Raw genomic sequence first — 18568 nt, 5'->3', positions numbered from 1 at the left:
GGCGCTCTCGGCGGTGATCTCGATGGGCTCGCTTATTTGAACTCTCCTCGGCGGAGGCAGTCATCGACTGCGGTGCGCAACGCGGTGTGCTCGGCGGTATCAACGGTCAAGGCGTATTTTACCTTCACCTTGACGTAGTGCTCGACATAGGCACACCGGAAGTTGCCGGGCGGCAAGTAGTTCGCGGGGTCCTGATCGCCCTTGGAACGATTCGCCGACGGGTCGGCGGCGACCAGGTTCATCGAGTCGTTGGCGATGCGGCGACGGGTGTCCTCGTCGCGGTCGGCCGCGCCCGATCGCCATGCTTCGGCAAGGGCCACAATGTGTTCGGCGTCGACCTTGGACGGATCGGTGATGAACTTGTACGGCCCGAGTTCACCGGTCTTCTTGTCGATGAAGCCGTAGTGGTCCTGCCAGCCGCCACCGGCCGCCACCTTCAGGTCGCAGGTCTTGGCGTCGAGGGTGACCTTGCCGTTGGCGTCGCGCAGCATCATCACTTCGCGGCTGGTGCATTTCGTGTACTGCGCCAGGTCGCCGGTGAAACCGTGCTCGGGCTTGTTGGTGTCCCAGTGCGGGAACTTCTCGCGCGTGTAGCCCGTCATCGGGCCTTCCTTCGCGACGACGAGAGTGGCGACCAGATCGCCGACTTCCTTGCCCGACACCGTCGCCGCGCCCGCGGAACCCGGGCCGGGCGCGGTCGGACTCACCTTGTCCAGGAACGTGTTCGCGAGGGTGACCACCACGGCGATAACCGCCGCCGCGGCGAGGGCGAGCAGGGCTCGACCCAGGGGAGAACCGCTGATCGAAGACCACTTCATGCCCGTACCACCCAGATGCTCCGTCGAAAAATGAACCGGCACAACCTAACGGCCGCGCCGGGTGTCGTCAGTGATTGTCCGCTATGAGGTTCCGCACAGCACAGCGCGAACTGATTGCGGCTCAATAGCGTTCATCTATCGACGGAGGTGACCGGCGGCGCCGAAGTGCAAACCCATAGTGATGGAGATCACAATCGATCAGTCGGGCAGTGATCCCGTTTCGGGCGGAATGCCGGTGTCCAGGAACCGGATCAGGCGTGCGATGCGCGCGGCATGGTCGACGCAGCGCTGGAATTGGCTGCCGAGCAACGCCATATCGATCGCGGCTTCGGTGCTCACGTCGGCTTCGGTGAGGGCGGTGCGCAATTGCTTGCACAGCGTCTCCATCGCCTCGACATCGGCGCTGCCCCCGGCGGCGAACCGCCCGCTCGCCACCGACGCGCTCACCCGCGCCACGCACCCGGCCGCGAGCGTGCCCATCGACACGAGTTCGGCGATCACCGGTGCGGGCGCGACCGCGGCCGGATGGGCCCGATAGACGTACTGCCCAGCGGTTTCGGTGCGCCGGCCGATCCGTGACAGCTCACCGGCCACCTGAATCGCGGTCACCACATGACGCAGATCGCGCGCCACCGGCGCCTGCAGCGCGAGCAGCGCCATGGTGCGGGATTCGCAGGCGGCGAACATCAGCTGTAGCTGCTCGTCGAGCGCGAACACCTCGTAGGTGGCCGCGAGGTCGGCGCCGGCCAGCGCCTGGGTAACCCGCTCGGTCGCGTCATGGGCGACGCGCGACATCAGGGTGAGGTCGTTGGCCAAAGCGACGAGCTCGAGGGTGAACTGGGTCCGCACGCGCTGAATTGTTCCCCATCGAGGGGGTGTGAGTGAATCCATCGCCGAGATCCGTGCGGTGACGATTCCGGGTGTGCCCGGCCGTAGCTGGAAGGATGGGGGTCATGATTGCCGCGTTGACGACTAAATGGACCCTGTACGTGCCCATCCTCGCCGCGCTCGTGCTCGTACTCAGCTGGGGGCGTTCCGTACCGGGATTGATCGTCGCGCTGGTGAGTGTCGCGCTGGTCGGCGCGGTGCTCTCGGCGGTCTATCACGCGGAGATCGTGGCCCACCGGGTGGGCGAACCCTATGGCTCGCTGGTCCTCGCGGTGGCGGTGACCGTGATCGAGGTGGCGCTGATCGTCACGATGATGATCTCCGGCGGCGACAAGGCGGCCTCGCTCGCTCGCGACACCGTGTTCGCCGCGGTGATGATCACCTGCAACGGCATCTTCGGCCTGGTGCTGCTGGTCGGCGCGCTGCGCAGACGGGTGGCGGTGTTCAACGCGGAAGGTACCGGTGCCGCCCTGGCCACCGTCGCGACCCTGGCCACATTGAGTCTGGTGTTGCCGACCTTCACCACCAGCGCGCCGGGCCCGGAGTTCTCGCCCGCGCAGCTCGCCTTCGCCGCGGTCGCCTCGCTGGCGCTCTACGGGCTGTTCGTGATGGTGCAGACGGTGCGTCACCCCGACGACTTCCTGCCGGTGGAGGACGGCGGCGCGGTCGACGACAGCGACACCCACAGCAACGCGCCGTCCAACAAGGTCGCGTTGATCAGCCTCGGGATGCTGGTACTCGCCCTGGTGTGCGTGGTCGGCCTGGCCAAGGTGGTCTCGCCCGCGCTCGAATCAGCGGTGGCCTCGGCCGGATTGCCGCAGTCGGCGGTGGGTGTGGTGATCGCGATGCTGGTGCTGTTGCCCGAGACGATCGCCGCGGTGAACTCCGCGCGCCGCAATCAGGTGCAGATCGGTTTGAACCTGGCACTCGGCTCGGCGATGGCCAGTATCGGTCTGACCATCCCGGTGATCGCGATCGCGACCATCTGGTTGAGCGGGCCGCTGGTGCTGGGTCTGGGTGCCACGCAGATGGTGCTGCTCGCGCTGACCGTCGTGGTGAGCACGCTGACGATCGTCCCCGGCCGCGCGACCCTGCTGCACAGTGGTGTTCACCTGGGGTTGTTCGCGGCGTTTGTGTTCCTGGCCGCAAGTCCGTAGCTGGGGTGTTGCGGATCACAGGGCAGGTCGACCTGTCATGGAAACCGCGGAAAAGCGACGAGGGTCACCCACTGGAAATTTTGTTGTGACGCAGAGTACCGGTTAGCTTGCTGGAGTTGGCACCGACGCCGAAGCCAGAGAGTGCGGTATGAAAATCACCAAGCCCCGTGCTTCACGAGCGGCCCGGAGGCATCCCTGATGTCTACCGATCTGCACTCCGCGAAGCCGGATTCCGCTACCCAGATCGTCCGCAAGAACTTCACCGACACTGTCGTGTCGTCGCTGCGGACCTTCGGGCGGGCGGTAGATCTCGCACAGCAATCGGTCGGCGGCTCGTTCTCCGACATCGCCCGCAGGCAGTTCCAGTGGCGGGAGACCCTCGTGCAGGCCTGGCGCCTGATCACGGTCACCGCCATTCCCGCGATCCTGATGGCGATCCCGTTCGGCGTGATCGTCTCGGTCCAGGTCGGCAACCTGATCCACAGCCTCGGCGCCGACTCCATGCTCGGCGCCACCGGCGGCCTCGGCGTGATCAAGCAGGGCGCGCCCATCGCCACCGGCTTCCTGCTCGGTGGCGCGGGCGCGGCGGCGATCGCGGCCGACCTCGGCGCGCGCACCATCCGCGAGGAGATCGACGCGCTCAACACCATGGGCATCAACCCGGTGCACCGGCTCGTCATCCCGCGCCTGGCGGCCATGCTGCTCGTCGCCCCGATGCTCAATGTGCTGATCATCTTCGTCGGCGTGCTGGCCGGGTACGCGGTCGCCGTCGGCGGGCAGGGCGTGACCCCGGGTAGCTACTGGTCGACGTTCGGTTCGTTCGCGACCGCCGGCGACGTGTGGGTCTCGCTGCTCAAGGCGCTGATCTTCGGCTTCCTGGTCGTGATCATCTCCTGCCAGCGCGGACTGGAGGCCAAGGGCGGACCGCGCGGTGTGGCCGACGCGGTGAACGCGGCGGTGGTGCTCTCGGTGGTCTCGATCGCGATCGTGAACCTCCTCGCAAGCCAGATCAGTGCCATGTTCCTGCCGACGAAGTTGGCGTGATGGCTGCCTCGTCGTACATCCCCACCTCGCTGCACTGGCTGCGCAAGCCCGCCCGCATCGGCAAGCGGATCGTCACCGCCGGTGAATCGCTCGGCTTCGTCGCGGTGTTCGTCTGGCAGGTGCTGTCCTCGGTGCCGCTGACGCTGCGCCGCTACCGGGACGAAACGCTGCGCGCGGTCACCGATATGACCTGGGGACGCGGGTCGATCATCGTCGGCGGCGGCACCGTTCCGATGATGATCGTGCTCGGCCTGGTGATGGGCGCCTCGGTAGGCGTCGAATCGTTCGCCTCACTCGACATGCTCGGCATGGGCCCGGTCACCGGCGTGATCTCGGCCTACGCGACCACCCGTGAGCTGGCTCCGATCGCGGCGGCCATCGGCTTCGCCGCCCAGGCGGGGTGCCGGATCACCGCCGAGATCGGCGCGATGCGTATCTCCGAGGAAATCGACGCGATCGAGGCGCTCGGCCTGCGTTCGGTGCCCTACGTCGTCACCACCCGGGTGATCGCCGGCGCCATCGCCATCGTGCCGACCTTCCTGATCGCGCTGATCCTGGCGTACGGCGCCTGCCGCGGGCTGCTCACGATGGTCTACGGGCAGTCGGCCGGTGTGTACGACCACTACTTCTTCCAGTTCATCTCCGGCTTCGACATGATCGCCGCGGTGATCAAGGTGGCCGTGTTCGGCACGGTGGTGATCCTGGTGCACGCCTACTTCGGGTTCTTCGCCACCGGCGGCCCCGAGGGGGTCGGCATCGCCTCCGGTCGCGCGGTGCGCGCCAGCTCGGTGGCCATCATCGCCATCGACATGGTCCTCACGATCATGCTCTGGGGCTTCAACTCGGCGATCAGTTTTACGGGGTGAACTAGATGCCTAACTATGGAATGCCCGGCGTCGCGGCCGATCGGCGCACGTCGCGGCTGACCGGCGTGATCATCCTGTCGGTGATCGCGGCGATCGCACTGGCCTACGTCACCTACTCGAATCTGCGGACCGAAGACGGTCTGCGCATCGCGTTGCACACCGAACACCTCGGTGACGGCATCAGCGCGGGCAGCCAGGTCCGCGTCGACGGCGTGACCGTCGGCGAGGTCGCCGAGGTGACCCCCGGCGCGCGCGGCACCCAGCAGATCGCGCTGCTGCTCGACACCGAGCGACTGGTCGGCATCGACGACAGCCTCGCGATCGACTACGCCCCGACCAACCTGTTCGGCATCGCCGAGATCGAATTGCGCCGTGGCGCGGGCGGTTCGCCGCTGCGCGAGGGCGCGGTCCTCGACCTCACCGGCACGAACAACGACCGGGTCTACGACGCGACGATGAGCGCCATCCTGCGCAGCCTCTCGCAGGTCGGCATGACCGTGACCAGCCCCCAGATGGCCACCGTCATCTCCCAGCTGGCCGCCGACTTCAAGGCCTTCACTCCGCTGGTCCAGGCGCTGATCACGGTCTCCAAGACCCTCGCCGACAACCAGGACGTGATGCCCTCGGAGCTGTTCGGCAAGCTCGGCCCCGCCTTCGACGGCGGCGGTGAGTTCGCGGGCGCCACTATGAAGGTGATCGACCAGCTCAGCGATATCCGAGTGACCCAGGTCGACAAGGAGCGCTACGACATCGGCGTCGGGGTGATCGGCGGCGGCATCCTGCCCGCGCTGAGCACCACCCTGAGCACCGCGGGCGGGCACTTCGCCGAGACCACGGACATGCTCGCGCCGATGCTGCTCGCGCTGGCGCAGATGTCGCCGAACCCGCGCCGGACCGGTGCCGATCTCACCGCGCTGCTGCAGAACCTGCGCGGCGCGATGCCCGACGGCCCGAACGGCCCTGTCCTGAATCTCGACGTCGAGCTCAGCGGTGTCCCCGGCATCGCGGTGCCGCTGTTCGGAAAGGCCGGTGGGCGATGAAGATTCGCGGAACCGCACTGCGCCTCGGCGTCTTCAGCCTGGTGATGATCGCCATCCTCGGCATGGTGTTCACCCTGATCAAGCGCCCGGTCGACGGCGACACCAACGCCCATGACGCACTGTTCACCGACGCCAACGGCCTCAAGGTCGGCAACGACGTGCGGATGTTCGGCGTGCAGGTGGGCAAGATCGAGAAGATCAGCCTCGAAGGCGACAAGGCCAAGGTCGCGATCACGGTCAAGACCGACACCCCGATCTACGACAATTCCAAGCTGGCGATCCGCTACCAGAACCTCACCGGCCAGCGCTATATCGACCTGCAGCAGGCGCCGAACCCGGGCAAGACCATCGCGGCAGGGGCGCGGATCGGCGCCAACATGACCGTCCCGTCGTTCGATGTGACGAGTCTGTTCAGCGGCCTCAAGCCGGTGCTCGCCACGCTGTCGCCCGAAGCGATCAACCAGTTCACCGCGAGCATGCTCGCCGTGATCGAGGGCGACGGCACCGGCCTCGGACCCGCGCTCACCGCGATCGATCAGCTCGCGAGCTATGCCGATGACCGTCAGCAGGTGATCAGCACCCTGATCCACAACCTGTCGGAGCTGTCCGAGCGTCACGGCGGCAAGGTCGGGCACCTGGTGCCGCTGCTGGCCCGGCTCACCGACATCTTCGAGGCGATGCAGCGCAATATCGGCGGCGTCGCGCAGTTCGCGATGACCGCGCCCTCGGTGCTGGCACCGGTGGACCGGTTGCTCGCCTCGCTCGGCCTGGTCGAGGGCGGCGGCGCCGATGTCGACGCGATGATCCGCGCGCTGTTCCCCGATCCACAGGAAGCCGTCGAGGTGTTCGGCAAGCTCCCCGGTCTGCTGGCCACGGTCGACGCCTCGCTCGCGCGCGGTTTCGCCGACTTCACGCCGCACTGCAGCAACGGCGCCGCCGAGGTGCCCGCGCCGCTGCAGGTGCTGATCGCCGGACAGAAGGTCACCGTATGCAACCGCTGAAGAAGCTCGCCGCGCTGTTCGGCGGCGATCGCCCGATCCCCGATGAAGCGGGCAAACTCGCACGGGAACTGCGGATGGGGATCATCGGCCTGAGCCTGGTCGTGCTGTTCATCATCGCCGCGGGCGTGGTGTACGTGGTGCCGCTGGGCAAGCACACCTACACCGCCGAGCTCAGCGAAGCGCAGTCGGTGCGCGAGGGCGACGACGTGCGCCTGGCCGGCATCTCGGTGGGCAGCGTCACCTCGCTGGAACTGAAGCCCGACAAGGTGCTCATGCAGTTCACCGTGAAAAACGATGTCTTCGTGGGTGATCAGACGTCCCTGGATGTTCGCATGCTCACCGTGGTCGGCGGTCACTACGTGGCGCTCTACCCCGCGGGTTCGAAGCCGCTGGGGGACAAGGCGATTCCCACTGATCGAATCCGCCTGCCCTACAGCCTGATCGAGACCTTCCAGGACGCGACCGCGCCGCTGGCCGCCGTCGACGGCGACACCGTGCGCAACAACCTGGCCGCCGCGAACTCCGCGATCGCGACCTCGCCGGAAGCGCTGCGCACCACGCTCGACACCGTCGGCAAGTACGTCGACATGCTCGACCGTCAGCGCAGTCAGGTGTCGAAGTCGATCGCGGTCGTCGACGAGTACATCACCATGTACGACGGCGCCAAGACGGATCTGGGCAGGCTGATGGACAACGTCAACATGCTCGAAGACGTGCTGCTGAGCAAGCGGGCCGAAATGGCCGAAGCGGTTCGGTTGCTCACCTCGGTGGTGAATCGCCTCGCGGGACTGGCCCCGACCTGGGACTCCACCCTGAAGCCGCAGGTGCAGGCGCTGGCCGACGCGTTGCCGCGGCTCGGGGAACTCAGCAGTCAGCTCGAGCCCGTCATCGGCACAGTCGGTGCGCTGCAGACCAGGTTGTCGCAGCTGACGACCCCCGAGGCCGGTGTGGTCGTCGACCAGTCGAGCGCCCGCGTGTGCGTACCGCTGCCCGGGAAGGCGTGCTGATGCTGAAACGACTACTCGGATCCCAGGCGTTCATGTCGATCGCCGGCGTCGCGGTGCTCGTGGCGCTGGTCGCGGGCGGCTACTTCGTCGCCTTCGATCCGCTGAAGAAGACCGAATCCTATTGCGCGCTCATGCCCGACGCGATCGGCCTCTACCCGGGTAACCACGTCACCATGCGCGGCATGGATGTCGGCGAGGTGACCGCGGTGCGCAACGAGGGCGCCAAGGTCCGTGTCGAGTTCGAGGTCGACGCCGAATTCGATGTCAACTCCGACGCTTCCGCCACCACCGTCGCGTATTCGGTGGCGGCGGACCGCAATCTGGCGGTGCTCACCACCGGCAAGACCGCGCCGCCGCTCGCGGGCGGATGCATCACCAAAACGCTGACACCCAAGAGCATCACCGAAACGCTCACGGCGCTGGCCAGCCTGTCCGACGAACTCTCCGGCGGTGCCGCGGGTGCGCCGAGTGCGCTGTCGGACGGCCTGTCCTCGCTCAACCGCGCCACCGAGGGCACCGGCCCGACGGTCAACGAACTCATCCACAAGCTCGGTTCGGCGATGAACAAGCCCGACGCCGACATCGGCCATCTCGCCAGTCTTTTCGACGCGTTCGCCTCGGTCTCGAACCGGGTCTCCGCGAACTGGGGCGACCTGCAGACGATGCTGGTCCGGCTGGCCCCGCTGCTCAACATGGCCTCCGACGACCTGCTCGGCCCGGCCACCTCGCTGTTCGACGGTCTCGGCGAGCTGTTGCCGATACTCAACGATGTCGCCGTCATTCTCGGTGATCCGTTGATCGGCGCACTCGACGACGTGGTCCCGCTGGTGAAGTTGTTGCGCGCCAACGTCGGATCGCTCAGCGAGATCGTGGCGAAGATGCCCGCGCTCGCCTCCGCCTTCCGCAGCGCCACCGATCCCGCGGGCGGCACCGCGATCACCTACGCGCCGCCGAAGGTCGCCTTGCCCGTCGGTGACGCAGACCAGGTGTGCGGCGCGGTGAACGAGCTGATTCCGGGGCAGTGCCCCGACCCGGCGCAGGGACTGGCCGATGTGAATCTCGTGCAGGTTGTGCTGGGAATGGCAGGTGCTCGATGAACACCCGAAAGATGTTGCGCCGCAGTGTGGTCGCACTCGTCGTCGCGGCCGGACTCGCGGTGGGTGGCTGTGGTTTCGACCCCGCCGAAGTGCCCGTCCCCGGCTCGACCGTCAGCGGTTCGACCTACCGTGTGCAGATCGAGTTCAGCAGCGCGCTGAACCTGCCCGCGAAGTCGAAGGTGATCGCCAACGGCGCCGAGATCGGCATCGTCGACGGTGTGCGGGTGGTCCAGCCCGCCGACGCGCCCGCGGGCCGTGGCGGTTACGTCATCGTCGAGGCCGACATCCTCGACACCGTGCAGCTGCCGGCGAAGTCCATCGCCGAACTGCGCCAGGACACCATCCTCGGCGACATCCATCTCTCGCTCACCACTCCGAAGGACGGCTTCGGCGACCTGCTGCGCGACGGGGACACCATCCCGATCGAGCGCACGAAACCGCCTGTGCAACTGGAAGACACGATGGCCACCATGGCTCTGTTCGTGCAGGGCGGTGCGATCGGTCAGCTGCAGGAGATGCTCGGCCGGATCAACTCGGTGATGCCACCCGATCCCAAGGAAACCGCGCGCATCTCGGCGGTGATGGGCGCCGACGCCGCCGACCTGGCAGCCCATCTCGACCAGGTCGACCTGCTGGTCAACGGGCTGAGCCGCAATGCGGCGATCCTGCACGACGACACCGAGGAAGCGCTGACCAGCATCCTCACGCCCGAGGCCGTCGCCTCGCTGACGGGCACCCAGGATTCGATCGCCAAGACGATGAAGATCTTCGACGCGCTCGGCCCGGTGGGTTCCTCGCTCACCTGGCTGGCCCCGATCGCGAGCTCCGGTGACGCCGCCGCGACCGCGTTCCTGCCGCTGGCCACCGGCGGTTCGGCCGACCTGCGCTCCTCGACGAACATGGCGCTGCTCACCGCGCTGTTGCGCGACAAGATCATTCCCTTCGTCGAGAACGGCCCGAAGGTGAACGTCACCGGCGTCCAGGTGTCCGAGGAAGACCAGGTGGCGCAGATCGTCACCGCGCTGCGGATGATCGGAATGGTGCGATGAAGATCGGTGCACTGGCCTCCCTCGGCGGCATCGCCGCCATCACCGTGCTCGGCGCGAGTTACCTGACCTTCGGGGTGGTGCGCGTCGACCCGTTCGCCGACTACACCGCGGCCTCGATCGAGATCGCGAATTCCGGTGGCCTCAGTGTCGGCTCGCCGATCCTGCTGACCGGTATCGAGATCGGTGAGGTCACCGGCGTCGACACCTCGGCGAGCGGTCGGGTGCAGGTCGGCTTCCGGTTCGGCGCCGACCACAAGGTGCCGATGAGCAGCGTCGTCACCATCGAGCACCTGTCCTCCCTCGGTGAGCCGTACGTGCAGTTCGTGCCGCGTGACGCGAACGGTCCCTATCTCACCGACGGGCAGCGACTGTCCGGGGAGAACGTGCGCACTCCGATGTCGATCCCCGAGGTCGCGCGGCTGGTCACCAAGACCGTCGAGCAGCTCGATCCCGCGGTCGTCGGCTCCCTGGTCGACACCCTCGGCACGGCGATGGTCGGCACCGAGAATGTCGTCCCCGAGCTGGCAAGGGCGGGCGACCTGCTCGCCGCGGCACTCATGAGCCGCGCACCGGCGATCGGCGAGTTGCAGAACAACTTCGAGTACGTTTCCGGCGACATCGGCTGGGCCGGGCCGGCTACCTCGGCCGCCGCGCCCGCCTTCATCCGGTTGAGCCAGGTGATCGACCAGTTCGTCGAATCGGTCGGCCGGGCCACCGAAGGCGATCCGCAGATGCACCTGCGCGAGGGTGGTCTGGTGCCGTTGCTCGAGCAGCTCAGCGCCAAGCTGAACGAGCTCGGCCCCGAGCTCTCCGCCCTGCTGCCCGGACTGCGCCCGCTCACCGAATCGGTGACCGCGGCCGCTCCGCAGCTCGATCTGAGCGCACTGATCGCGCAGGCTCTGCACAACACCGACGCCGACGCGGTGAAGGTGCGGGTCGCGATCAAGTAAACATCTGGCAACCATCGGATATAGGTATCTGTCCTGGCCAGTGGTTGTGCCGTCGACCGGAGCGATCTGCGAGCAACCGTACGGTAGCGTGACCGAACGAGGGGAGACCTGGTCCGCGGCAAAGGCGGTGCGATGGCAGAGAGCAGCGAGGGTCCACAAACACGGACCGGCAGCAGTACTCGGATGATCGCGATCGCGGCGGTACTCGCCGCGATACTCGCGCTGGTGGTCGCGCTCGGCCTGGTGATGCGCGCCGACCAGGGTGGTGACGACAACCCTTCGGTGAATCCGATGGGCTCCGACGCCAACGGTCTCCCGATCGCCGGGACCGATCAGGACCAGGAATTCGCGCCCCCGTGGCCGGCCAGGCGGGTCGGCGGGAACTGCTCGGCCGGTGGCATCGTCGCGCATTGGCGCGTCCACGACGACGGCAGTTGGCAGTGCACGGTGACCACTCCCGACGCCCTGCCCCCGGCAGCGGCCCCCGCGCCGCCACCACCTCCGCCCCCGCCGCCCGGAACCGAACCCGCCCCCGGGCCCGTGCCGGTCGAGGCACCTCCGCCGCCTGCGTTCGAGCCGCCGCCGCCTCCGCCGCCTGCCAACGAGCCGCCCGCCTACGAGCCGCCGCCTCCGCCCGAGCCGCCGCCCCCGGTCTTCGAACCCGAACCCGCCCCGGCGCCGCCCCCGCCCCCGCCGCCGCCCCCTGTCCTGCAACTCCCGTTCCCCCTCCCGCCGATTTTGCTCCCACCCGCGGCGGCCGTCCGGCCCTGACCGGCGGCGGGTCGATCCCCGTGTGCCGCCGATGTCGGTGAGACTGGTCAGCTATGGACCAGTTGGTGCTGACTCTGGTGATCCTGCTCGCGGCCGTGCTCGCCGAACCACTCGGCGCGCGCCTCGGTCTCGCGCCGTCGATCCTGATGACAGTGTTCGGCTGCCTGCTCGCGCTGATTCCGGCCGTGCCCAGCCTGCACATCCCGCCCGAGCTGATCCTGCCCCTGGTCCTGCCGCCGCTGCTCTACGCTGCCGCGCGCCGCACGTCATGGCGGCAGTTCGCGGAGAACTGGCAGATCATCGCGTTGCGCGCGGTGGGGCTCGTGATCGTCACCGCGATCGCGGTCACCGCGGTCTTCCACGCGTGGAATCCCGCCACCGCGGTCGCCGCCGGCCTGGTGCTCGGCGCCCTGGTCGCACCGCCCGACCCCGTCGCGGCCACGTCCATGGCGGGCAGCCTCGGCCTGCCACGCCGATTGATCGTGACCCTCGGCGGCGAAGGGCTGTTCAACGACGTCACCGCGATCGTCATCTACACGGTCGGAATCCAGGCAGTGGTCACCGGCCTGTTCTCGCCGTGGCACGCGCTCGGTGACTTCGCGATCGCCGCGGTGGTCGGCGTCGCCGTCGGCCTGCTGCTCGGCTGGCTCGGCAGCAAGCTCACCAAGTATCTGGACACGGCCACCGGTCAGGTCGCGGTGAGCCTGCTGCTGCCCTTCGCCGCCTACGGCATCGCCGAGCACTGGGAGGGCTCGGCGGTCCTCGCGGTGCTGGTCTGCGCGCTGTACCTCACCGATGCCGTGACCGAGATCGGCGACCGCGACTATCGGCTGGTCGCCGATTCGTTCTGGGACATCACCGAAATGCTCATCACCGGGTTCGCCTTCGCCCTGATCGGCCTGGAACTGCGGGTGGTCATCGACACCACCGGACACAACTGGCCGGGACTGGCCGGGGTCACCGCCGCGGTGATCGTGGTCGTCGTCGGATTACGCCTGGCTTGGCTGATGGCCACCTGGGCGATCAGCAGCAAACTACCCAACACCGACGAACCGTTCACCTGGCGCGAGGTGATCGTCACCTGGTGGGCGGGCATGCGCGGGGTCGCGACGGTGGCGCTGGCACTGGCCGTGCCGTTCACCCTCGACACCGGCGCCGACTTCCCCGCCCGCTCGGAAATCCTGTTCATCGCGTTCGCGGTCGTGCTGTTCACCCTGCTCGTACAAGGCCCGACCCTCCCACTGGTGGTCCGCCTCACCGGGGTGCACGCCGACACCCGCCAGGAACGCGCCGTCGAACAGGCGCTCTGGACCAGGGTCGTCAATGCCGAACTCACCGAACTCAAAGCGATCGCCGCCCGCGACAACCTTCCGGAGGACGTCTACGAGGACCTCAAGGCGCTCCTGCGCCGGCTGTCCGCCAAAGCCGATCCCGAGGCAGCCGATGCCGACGCGAAAGCCACGCTGGACAAGGAACGCAAACTCGCCTCCCAGATGCGTGCGGTCCGCGCTGCCGTCACCGAGGCGGGCCGTCGGGAAGCCCAGGCCGCTCGCCGCGAACCCGGCATGCCCCCGGATGTCGTCGACCGAGTCACCCGCCGGCTCGACCTCGGCCCGATGCATTGAGCGCGCACCGTTTCCGGCACGGTCGCGCGCCGACCTGCCCGGGGCTCAGCCGATTCCCAGCGAATCGGTGGCGGCACCGATTCCGTAGGTGATCGCCATGGCCAGCGCACCGCCGAGCACCACTCGCAGCACCGCGCGTCCGAGATCGCTACCGCCGAGCCGCGCACTCACCGACCCGGTGATCGCGAGGGCGATCAGCACCGCGGCGAACGTCACCGGTACTCGCCATGCGGTGGGCGGCAACACGATCGCCAGCAACGGCAGCAGCGCACCGCAGGTGAACGCGATCGCCGAGGAGATCGCGGCCGCCCACGGGTTGGTCAGCGAGCGCGGGTCGATGCCGAGTTCGGCCTCTGCGTGCGCGGTGAACGCGTCGTGGGCGGTGAGCTCGGCGGCCACGGTGCGCGCGGTGGCCGGGCTGAGGCCCTTCTTCTCGTAGATCCCGGCCAGCTCGGCCAGTTCGAAATCGGGTTCGTCGGCCAGTTCTCGACGTTCCTTGGCGAGCAGCGCCTTCTCCGAATCCCGCTGCGTGCTCACCGACACGTATTCGCCCGCGGCCATCGAGATCGCGCCCGCCACCAGTCCCGCGATGCCCGCGGTGAGGATCGTCTGGGCGTTGTTCGTGGTCGCGGCGACACCGACGACCAACCCAGCTGTGGAAACGATGCCGTCGTTCGCGCCGAGCACTCCGGCACGCAACCAGTTCAACCGGGTCGCAAGACCTTCGGTATGCGGCTCATGCGGATGATCTGACCGGGGCGAACCCCCGGCCTTCCGCGGACGACTGTTCTCTGCGGGCGAGTCCGGCACCCGCTCAGCCTAGTGGGCACAACCAGCAGATCATCGGCTCGCCGCAGACAAGTCGGCCACCGCTCAGTTCCGTCGGGCAATCGGGGAATCAGCAGTGGCCGCCAGGGCCGCGCGCAGCGTGTCGGCCAGACGCACCGCGAGCGCGATCACGGTCAACGTCGGATTGACGTGCCCGTTCGTCGGAAAGACCGAACTGCCCGCGATGTAGAGGTTGTCCACCCCGTGCACCCGGCAGTGCTGGTCCACGACTCCGTGCCGGGGGTCGGCCGACATCCGGGTGGTGCCACTGGGGTGCGCGCAGTCGGTGAGCGGTAGGGGATCGGTGCTGTCGGGCAACGCCGTGGGAACTACTTGCGGCGCGGGCAACCCGAGCCGGGCGAACTCGCCCACGAGCAATGCTGTCGCCCGGCGCACCGTTCGATCCTCCTGATCGCTGATCCGCCAATCCACCTGCGGCAGCGGCATTCCCAGCGGGTCGGTGCGCGTCGAGAGTCGTACCCGGCTGTCGGCGTCCGGTGTCTGCTCCACTACCGCCCGCACCTCGACATGGACCAGCCGGTGTGGCAACCCGGCACCGTCGACCGATCTCCGCCGCGCACCGCCGGCCACAAGTCCGCTGTTGGACAGCATGATTCGCAGGTCCTGCCACCGAACCCGGCCACGCAACAACCGCTTCGCCGAGTCCCACGGATCGTCGTCGGCGGTGATCTCCTGCAACCACAGCGCACAGTTCACCAGTGACTCGCGCCGCTGCACCGTGGGCGACAACGCCATTCCGTGCAGAAAGGTGTGCTTGCCCCGCGCGCTCTTCACCACGTACTTGCCGAACCGATCGAGCGCTGCCCGGGCTTGCGCGGGGCGCAGCGTCGCGACCACGCCGCTGCGATGATCCATCAGGCATCGCCCCACCTGGTCGTACCGATTCCCGATCCCGCCCACGACGGTACGCCGCGACGCCAGCAGCAGCCGTGGTGTCGCGATTCCACCCGCGGCCAGCACGAACACCCGCGCCTCGACAGTGCGTACACGGCCACCCGCTCCGGTCACCTCGACCGAATTCACATGCGCGCCGGTGGTATCGGTATCGATATGGGTGACCGTCGCGTTCACCAGTACCCGCGCGGTCGGCGCGACGATGTCACGCACCCGCGGTCCCCACCGTTTGCAGTCGAACCGGTTGGCCGGGTCGCGGCTGAACTGCCAGAAGCAGGGGCGCAGCGCGGCGGTGTCGAGCGCGTCGGCGGGTGCTTGCCGCCCGGCCAGCGGCCAGAATTCGTGCTCGGTGAAGCCGGTGCCGTGCCCGAGCCCGGCGTGCGCGGCGGCACGGTCGGCGAAGGGGCGCAGTGCGCCCGCGTCGATCGGCCAGCCGGAGCGGGTGACCCAGGGCCGAGTGGCGAAGTCGAGGTCGTCGAGCACGCCACAGCGCCCTGCCCAGGTGTGTGAGCTGCCGCCGAGCACCCGGTTTCCCGCGATCCGGTGCGGTTGCGCGCGGGGTGCGCCGATGTTCTCGATCGCGGCGAATGCTCTGTCGTCCGCGGTGATCTCGTGTCCGCCGCTCTCCAGCACCAGGACCCGCAGTCCGGCGGCGGCGAGTTCGGTGGCCACCGTCAGGCCCGCAGGGCCCGACCCGATGACGCAGATCTGGGTGCGCAACGCGTCGTCACCGACGGTGCGCAGATCCTCGACAAGCATCGGCGGTCCTCTCACCGGCGGTGCCCCCGCACCGCTGTTCTCACTGTAAGAGCAGCGCCATCGTGTGTCAGTCGGTCTCGCAATGCTGATTGACAAAAGCCCTGATGTACCCGGCGGATTGGCGCGCATACATATACGACCAGAACCCCAGCCCCGATTCCGACGGGCTGGCGACCATGGTGATCTCGCCGTCGTAGCACTTCTCCACGATGTACCTGGCGCGCGACACGTGCGGCGTGAAGGTGACCACGATGATGTGGTTCCACCCGTAGATCTTTGCGCGCCGGACGATTTCGCGCGCCTCACCATCGGTGGTCCACGGGTCGGGCACGAAACACGAGACACGGAAGGCGAATCGGCCGCCGCAGTACTTGTCCATCATCGGGTCATCGGCGCCGGTGGACTGCGAGATCAGCACCTCGGGGGCGAGTCCGCGCTCGGCGAGTTCGATGCCGAGGTCGAACCGCTCGTACGGGGTGCCGCCGAGCACCACGATCACATCGGCGGGCCGCAGCGGGTCGATCTGGGGATGCACGAAGACCGGCCAGCCGGCGAATGCGGCAGCCAGCACGGTGACCAGTGCGCCGACGAGCAACCATCCCGCACGCCGAAAGATCGACACGGCACCGACGATACCGAAATCTCCACGATGGCCGCCGGGCCCGCGATCGAGGTGGACCACACGCTCTTCTGCCGCGGTCCTCCACCAGGCACACTGGAGCCTATGACCGATACCGCCGTTGCCCCCGAACACCTCGACGTCGTCATCGTCGGCGCCGGGTTGTCCGGCATCGGGGCCGCTTACCGGCTGCAGACCGAGCACCCGCATCGCAGCTACGCCGTCCTGGAGGCGCGCGCCGACCTCGGCGGCACCTGGGACCTCTTCCGCTACCCGGGCATCCGCTCGGACTCGGACATGTTCACCCTCGGCTACCCGTTCAAGCCGTGGCGCGCGGCCCGCTCCATCGCCGACGGCGCCGCGATCCTGGACTACATCCGCGAGACCGCGCAGGAGAACGGCATCGACCGGCACATTCGCTTCGGTGCGCGGGTGATCGGCGCGGATTGGTCATCGGCGCAGGCCCACTGGCGGCTCACCATCGCCCACGAGGGCCCCGACGGCCCCGAACTGAGCACTCTGACCTGCGGTTTCCTCTATGCGTGCGCCGGCTACTACGACTACCAGCAGCCACACGCCCCCGAGTTCGCCGGCCGCGACACCTTCGCGGGCACCGTCGTGCACCCGCAGTTCTGGCCTGCCGACCTCGACACCCGCGACAAGCGGATCGTCGTCATCGGCAGCGGCGCCACCGCCGTCACCCTGGTGCCCAACCTCGCGGCCGACGCCGCCCACGTCACCATGTTGCAGCGCAGCCCCACCTGGATCAGCGCCGTCCCCGGCCGCGACAAGCAGGCCGACAAGATCCGCAACCTGCTGCCCGCTGGTGTGGCCCACCGTTTGATCCGGACCAAGAACATCCTGTTCAACATCGGTTTCTACCAGTTCTGCCGCCGTCGTCCCGCCGCCGCGCGCAAGCTGCTCACCGATCTCACCACCCGCATCCTCAAGGACGACAAACTCGTCGCCGAACACTTCACACCCGACTACGACCCGTGGGATCAGCGCCTGTGCGCCGCCCCCGACGCCGACTTCTTCAAGGCGATGAAAAAGGGCAAGGCCTCGGTGGTCACCAACCAGATCGACGCCTTCGTGCCGGAGGGGATCCGGCTGGTGTCGGGGGAGACGCTGCCTGCCGACATCGTGGTCACCGCCACCGGCCTGCGCCTGTTGGCCTTCGGCGGCATCGCGCCCTCGGTCGACGGCACCCCCGTGCCCCTGGCCGACCAGTTCGTCTGGCAGGGAGCCATGCTCACCGGCCTGCCCAACTTCGCCATCTGCGTCGGCTACACCAACGCGTCCTGGACCTTGCGCGCCGACCTCACCTCCCGTTTGGTCTGCAAAGTCCTCACCCACCTGGACCGCACCGGCAGCGCCGCGGTCGTCCCCGAACCCAAGGGCGCGCTCGCCGAACGCCCACTGCTCGACCTGAACGCCGGCTACGTCCTGCGCTCGATCGCGGCGTTCCCCCGTCAGGGCGACCGTCATCCGTGGCGGGTCAGGCAGAACTACCTGCTCGACGCGCTGATCACCCTGCGCACCGACCTCGGCAAAACCCTGCGACCGGTGCCGCGCCGGGTAGCGGAGTTCACCCGCAACGGGTGAGGCGCGGGGTCCGTCGGGTTTCTACCGTTGTCGTGTGCCGTGGTGGCACGTGGCATTGACCTGACGGAAAGGCCCAGCGATGACAGACACGAATCAGCACCGGGTGCGCGACGGAATCGCGGCAGGAACCTCCATCGGCGCTGGCATCCTGCTGGCGGTTGTCGGTGTCCTGCAGATTTTCCAGGGAATCTCCGCGGTCGCCAACGACGATCTCATCGTTGTCGGACCGGAGTACACCTTCCAGTTCGACCTCACCAGCTGGGGCTGGTGGCACATCGTTCTCGGCGCGATCGCGGTCATCGTCGCGATCGGGCTGCTGGCCGGTCAGACGTGGGGCCGGGTATCGGCGATGGTGATCGCCGCCCTGTCGATCATCGCCAATTTCCTGTGGCTGCCCTACTACCCGTGGTGGTCGATCCTGATCATCGCCATCGACATCGTGGTGATCTGGGCGGTGGCCACCTGGCGACCGAACAACGCCTGAGCTGTCCTGATCCATCCGACCGACGCCGCCCCGGATCTTCGGGGC

The 18568-nt window shown here is 68.0% G+C and carries 18 protein-coding genes; 13 read left to right on the top strand and 5 right to left on the bottom strand.

Annotated features, from left to right (window positions below; translation table 11 throughout):
- Nucleotides 1-32: 32 nt before the first annotated feature.
- Nucleotides 33-818: an HNH endonuclease family protein gene (locus ACWGCN_RS32535; protein ID WP_378996641.1), complete on the bottom strand. Its 786-nt coding sequence runs from the start codon at nt 816-818 to the stop codon at nt 33-35.
- 198 nt (nt 819-1016) lie between these two features.
- Nucleotides 1017-1667 (bottom strand): phosphate signaling complex PhoU family protein, encoded by a 651-nt coding sequence (locus ACWGCN_RS32530; RefSeq protein ID WP_378996639.1) that lies wholly within the window; start codon nt 1665-1667, stop codon nt 1017-1019.
- 104 nt (nt 1668-1771) lie between these two features.
- Between ACWGCN_RS32530 and ACWGCN_RS32525 the strand changes: the two genes are divergently transcribed.
- The 11 genes from ACWGCN_RS32525 (at nt 1772) to ACWGCN_RS32475 (ending at nt 13313) form a co-directional block, all read left to right on the top strand.
- A complete protein-coding gene (locus ACWGCN_RS32525) occupies nt 1772-2863 on the top strand; it encodes a calcium:proton antiporter (RefSeq protein ID WP_449972347.1) in 1092 nt (363 codons plus the stop codon).
- Nucleotides 2864-3061: 198 nt separating this feature from the next.
- Nucleotides 3062-3907, top strand: a complete 846-nt coding sequence (locus tag ACWGCN_RS32520; protein ID WP_378996636.1) for an MlaE family ABC transporter permease — start codon at nt 3062-3064, stop codon at nt 3905-3907.
- Entirely contained in the window at nt 3907-4773 is an 867-nt protein-coding gene (locus ACWGCN_RS32515) for an MlaE family ABC transporter permease (protein WP_328659724.1), read from the top strand. The genes ACWGCN_RS32520 and ACWGCN_RS32515 overlap by 1 nt, the downstream gene beginning before the upstream one ends.
- A 5-nt stretch (nt 4774-4778) precedes the next feature.
- On the top strand, nt 4779-5813 hold the full coding sequence (locus ACWGCN_RS32510; RefSeq protein ID WP_378996633.1) for an MlaD family protein: 1035 nt from the start codon (nt 4779-4781) through the stop codon (nt 5811-5813).
- The gene (locus ACWGCN_RS32505; RefSeq protein ID WP_379312044.1) at nt 5810-6814 is read left to right on the top strand and encodes an MlaD family protein; all 1005 of its coding nucleotides are present in this window, start codon (nt 5810-5812) and stop codon (nt 6812-6814) included. The genes ACWGCN_RS32510 and ACWGCN_RS32505 overlap by 4 nt, the downstream gene beginning before the upstream one ends.
- Nucleotides 6802-7821, top strand: a complete 1020-nt coding sequence (locus tag ACWGCN_RS32500; protein WP_452459358.1) for an MlaD family protein — start codon at nt 6802-6804, stop codon at nt 7819-7821. The genes ACWGCN_RS32505 and ACWGCN_RS32500 overlap by 13 nt, the downstream gene beginning before the upstream one ends.
- Nucleotides 7821-8918 carry an MlaD family protein gene (locus ACWGCN_RS32495; RefSeq protein WP_379312042.1) on the top strand — a complete coding sequence of 366 codons (1098 nt, stop codon included), beginning with the start codon at nt 7821-7823 and terminating at the stop codon, nt 8916-8918. The genes ACWGCN_RS32500 and ACWGCN_RS32495 overlap by 1 nt, the downstream gene beginning before the upstream one ends.
- A complete protein-coding gene (locus ACWGCN_RS32490) occupies nt 8915-9967 on the top strand; it encodes an MlaD family protein (protein ID WP_452459357.1) in 1053 nt (350 codons plus the stop codon). Before ACWGCN_RS32495 ends, ACWGCN_RS32490 begins: the two co-directional genes overlap by 4 nt.
- On the top strand, nt 9964-10917 hold the full coding sequence (locus ACWGCN_RS32485) for an MlaD family protein (protein WP_378996623.1): 954 nt from the start codon (nt 9964-9966) through the stop codon (nt 10915-10917). Before ACWGCN_RS32490 ends, ACWGCN_RS32485 begins: the two co-directional genes overlap by 4 nt.
- Before the next feature lie 132 nt (nt 10918-11049).
- Nucleotides 11050-11688, top strand: coding sequence for a hypothetical protein (locus tag ACWGCN_RS32480; RefSeq protein ID WP_452459356.1), 639 nt, complete (start codon nt 11050-11052; stop codon nt 11686-11688).
- A gap of 53 nt (nt 11689-11741) precedes the next feature.
- Complete coding sequence (locus ACWGCN_RS32475) at nt 11742-13313, top strand: Na+/H+ antiporter (RefSeq protein WP_378996619.1); 1572 nt, start codon at nt 11742-11744, stop codon at nt 13311-13313.
- A 45-nt stretch (nt 13314-13358) separates the two neighbouring features.
- On the opposite strand, the gene ACWGCN_RS32470 is transcribed toward ACWGCN_RS32475, so the two are convergent.
- The 3 genes from ACWGCN_RS32470 to ACWGCN_RS32460 form a co-directional block, all read right to left on the bottom strand.
- Nucleotides 13359-14021 carry a VIT1/CCC1 transporter family protein gene (locus ACWGCN_RS32470; protein WP_449972367.1) on the bottom strand — a complete coding sequence of 221 codons (663 nt, stop codon included), beginning with the start codon at nt 14019-14021 and terminating at the stop codon, nt 13359-13361.
- A gap of 165 nt (nt 14022-14186) precedes the next feature.
- Nucleotides 14187-15815 (bottom strand): GMC oxidoreductase, encoded by a 1629-nt coding sequence (locus tag ACWGCN_RS32465; RefSeq protein ID WP_452459355.1) that lies wholly within the window; start codon nt 15813-15815, stop codon nt 14187-14189.
- 67 nt (nt 15816-15882) lie between these two features.
- The gene (locus ACWGCN_RS32460; RefSeq protein ID WP_452459354.1) at nt 15883-16437 is read right to left on the bottom strand and encodes a YdcF family protein; all 555 of its coding nucleotides are present in this window, start codon (nt 16435-16437) and stop codon (nt 15883-15885) included.
- Between the two features lie 102 nt (nt 16438-16539).
- On the opposite strand from ACWGCN_RS32460, the gene ACWGCN_RS32455 reads away from it, so the two are divergent.
- On the top strand, nt 16540-18039 hold the full coding sequence (locus ACWGCN_RS32455) for a flavin-containing monooxygenase (protein WP_452459353.1): 1500 nt from the start codon (nt 16540-16542) through the stop codon (nt 18037-18039).
- Between the two features lie 79 nt (nt 18040-18118).
- Entirely contained in the window at nt 18119-18523 is a 405-nt protein-coding gene (locus tag ACWGCN_RS32450) for a DUF7144 family membrane protein (RefSeq protein ID WP_378996611.1), read from the top strand.
- Nucleotides 18524-18568: the final 45 nt, after the last annotated feature.

The sequence above is a fragment of the Nocardia sp. NPDC055050 genome (genome assembly GCF_053608345.1).
This window is presented reverse-complemented; position numbering and strand designations above follow the sequence as displayed.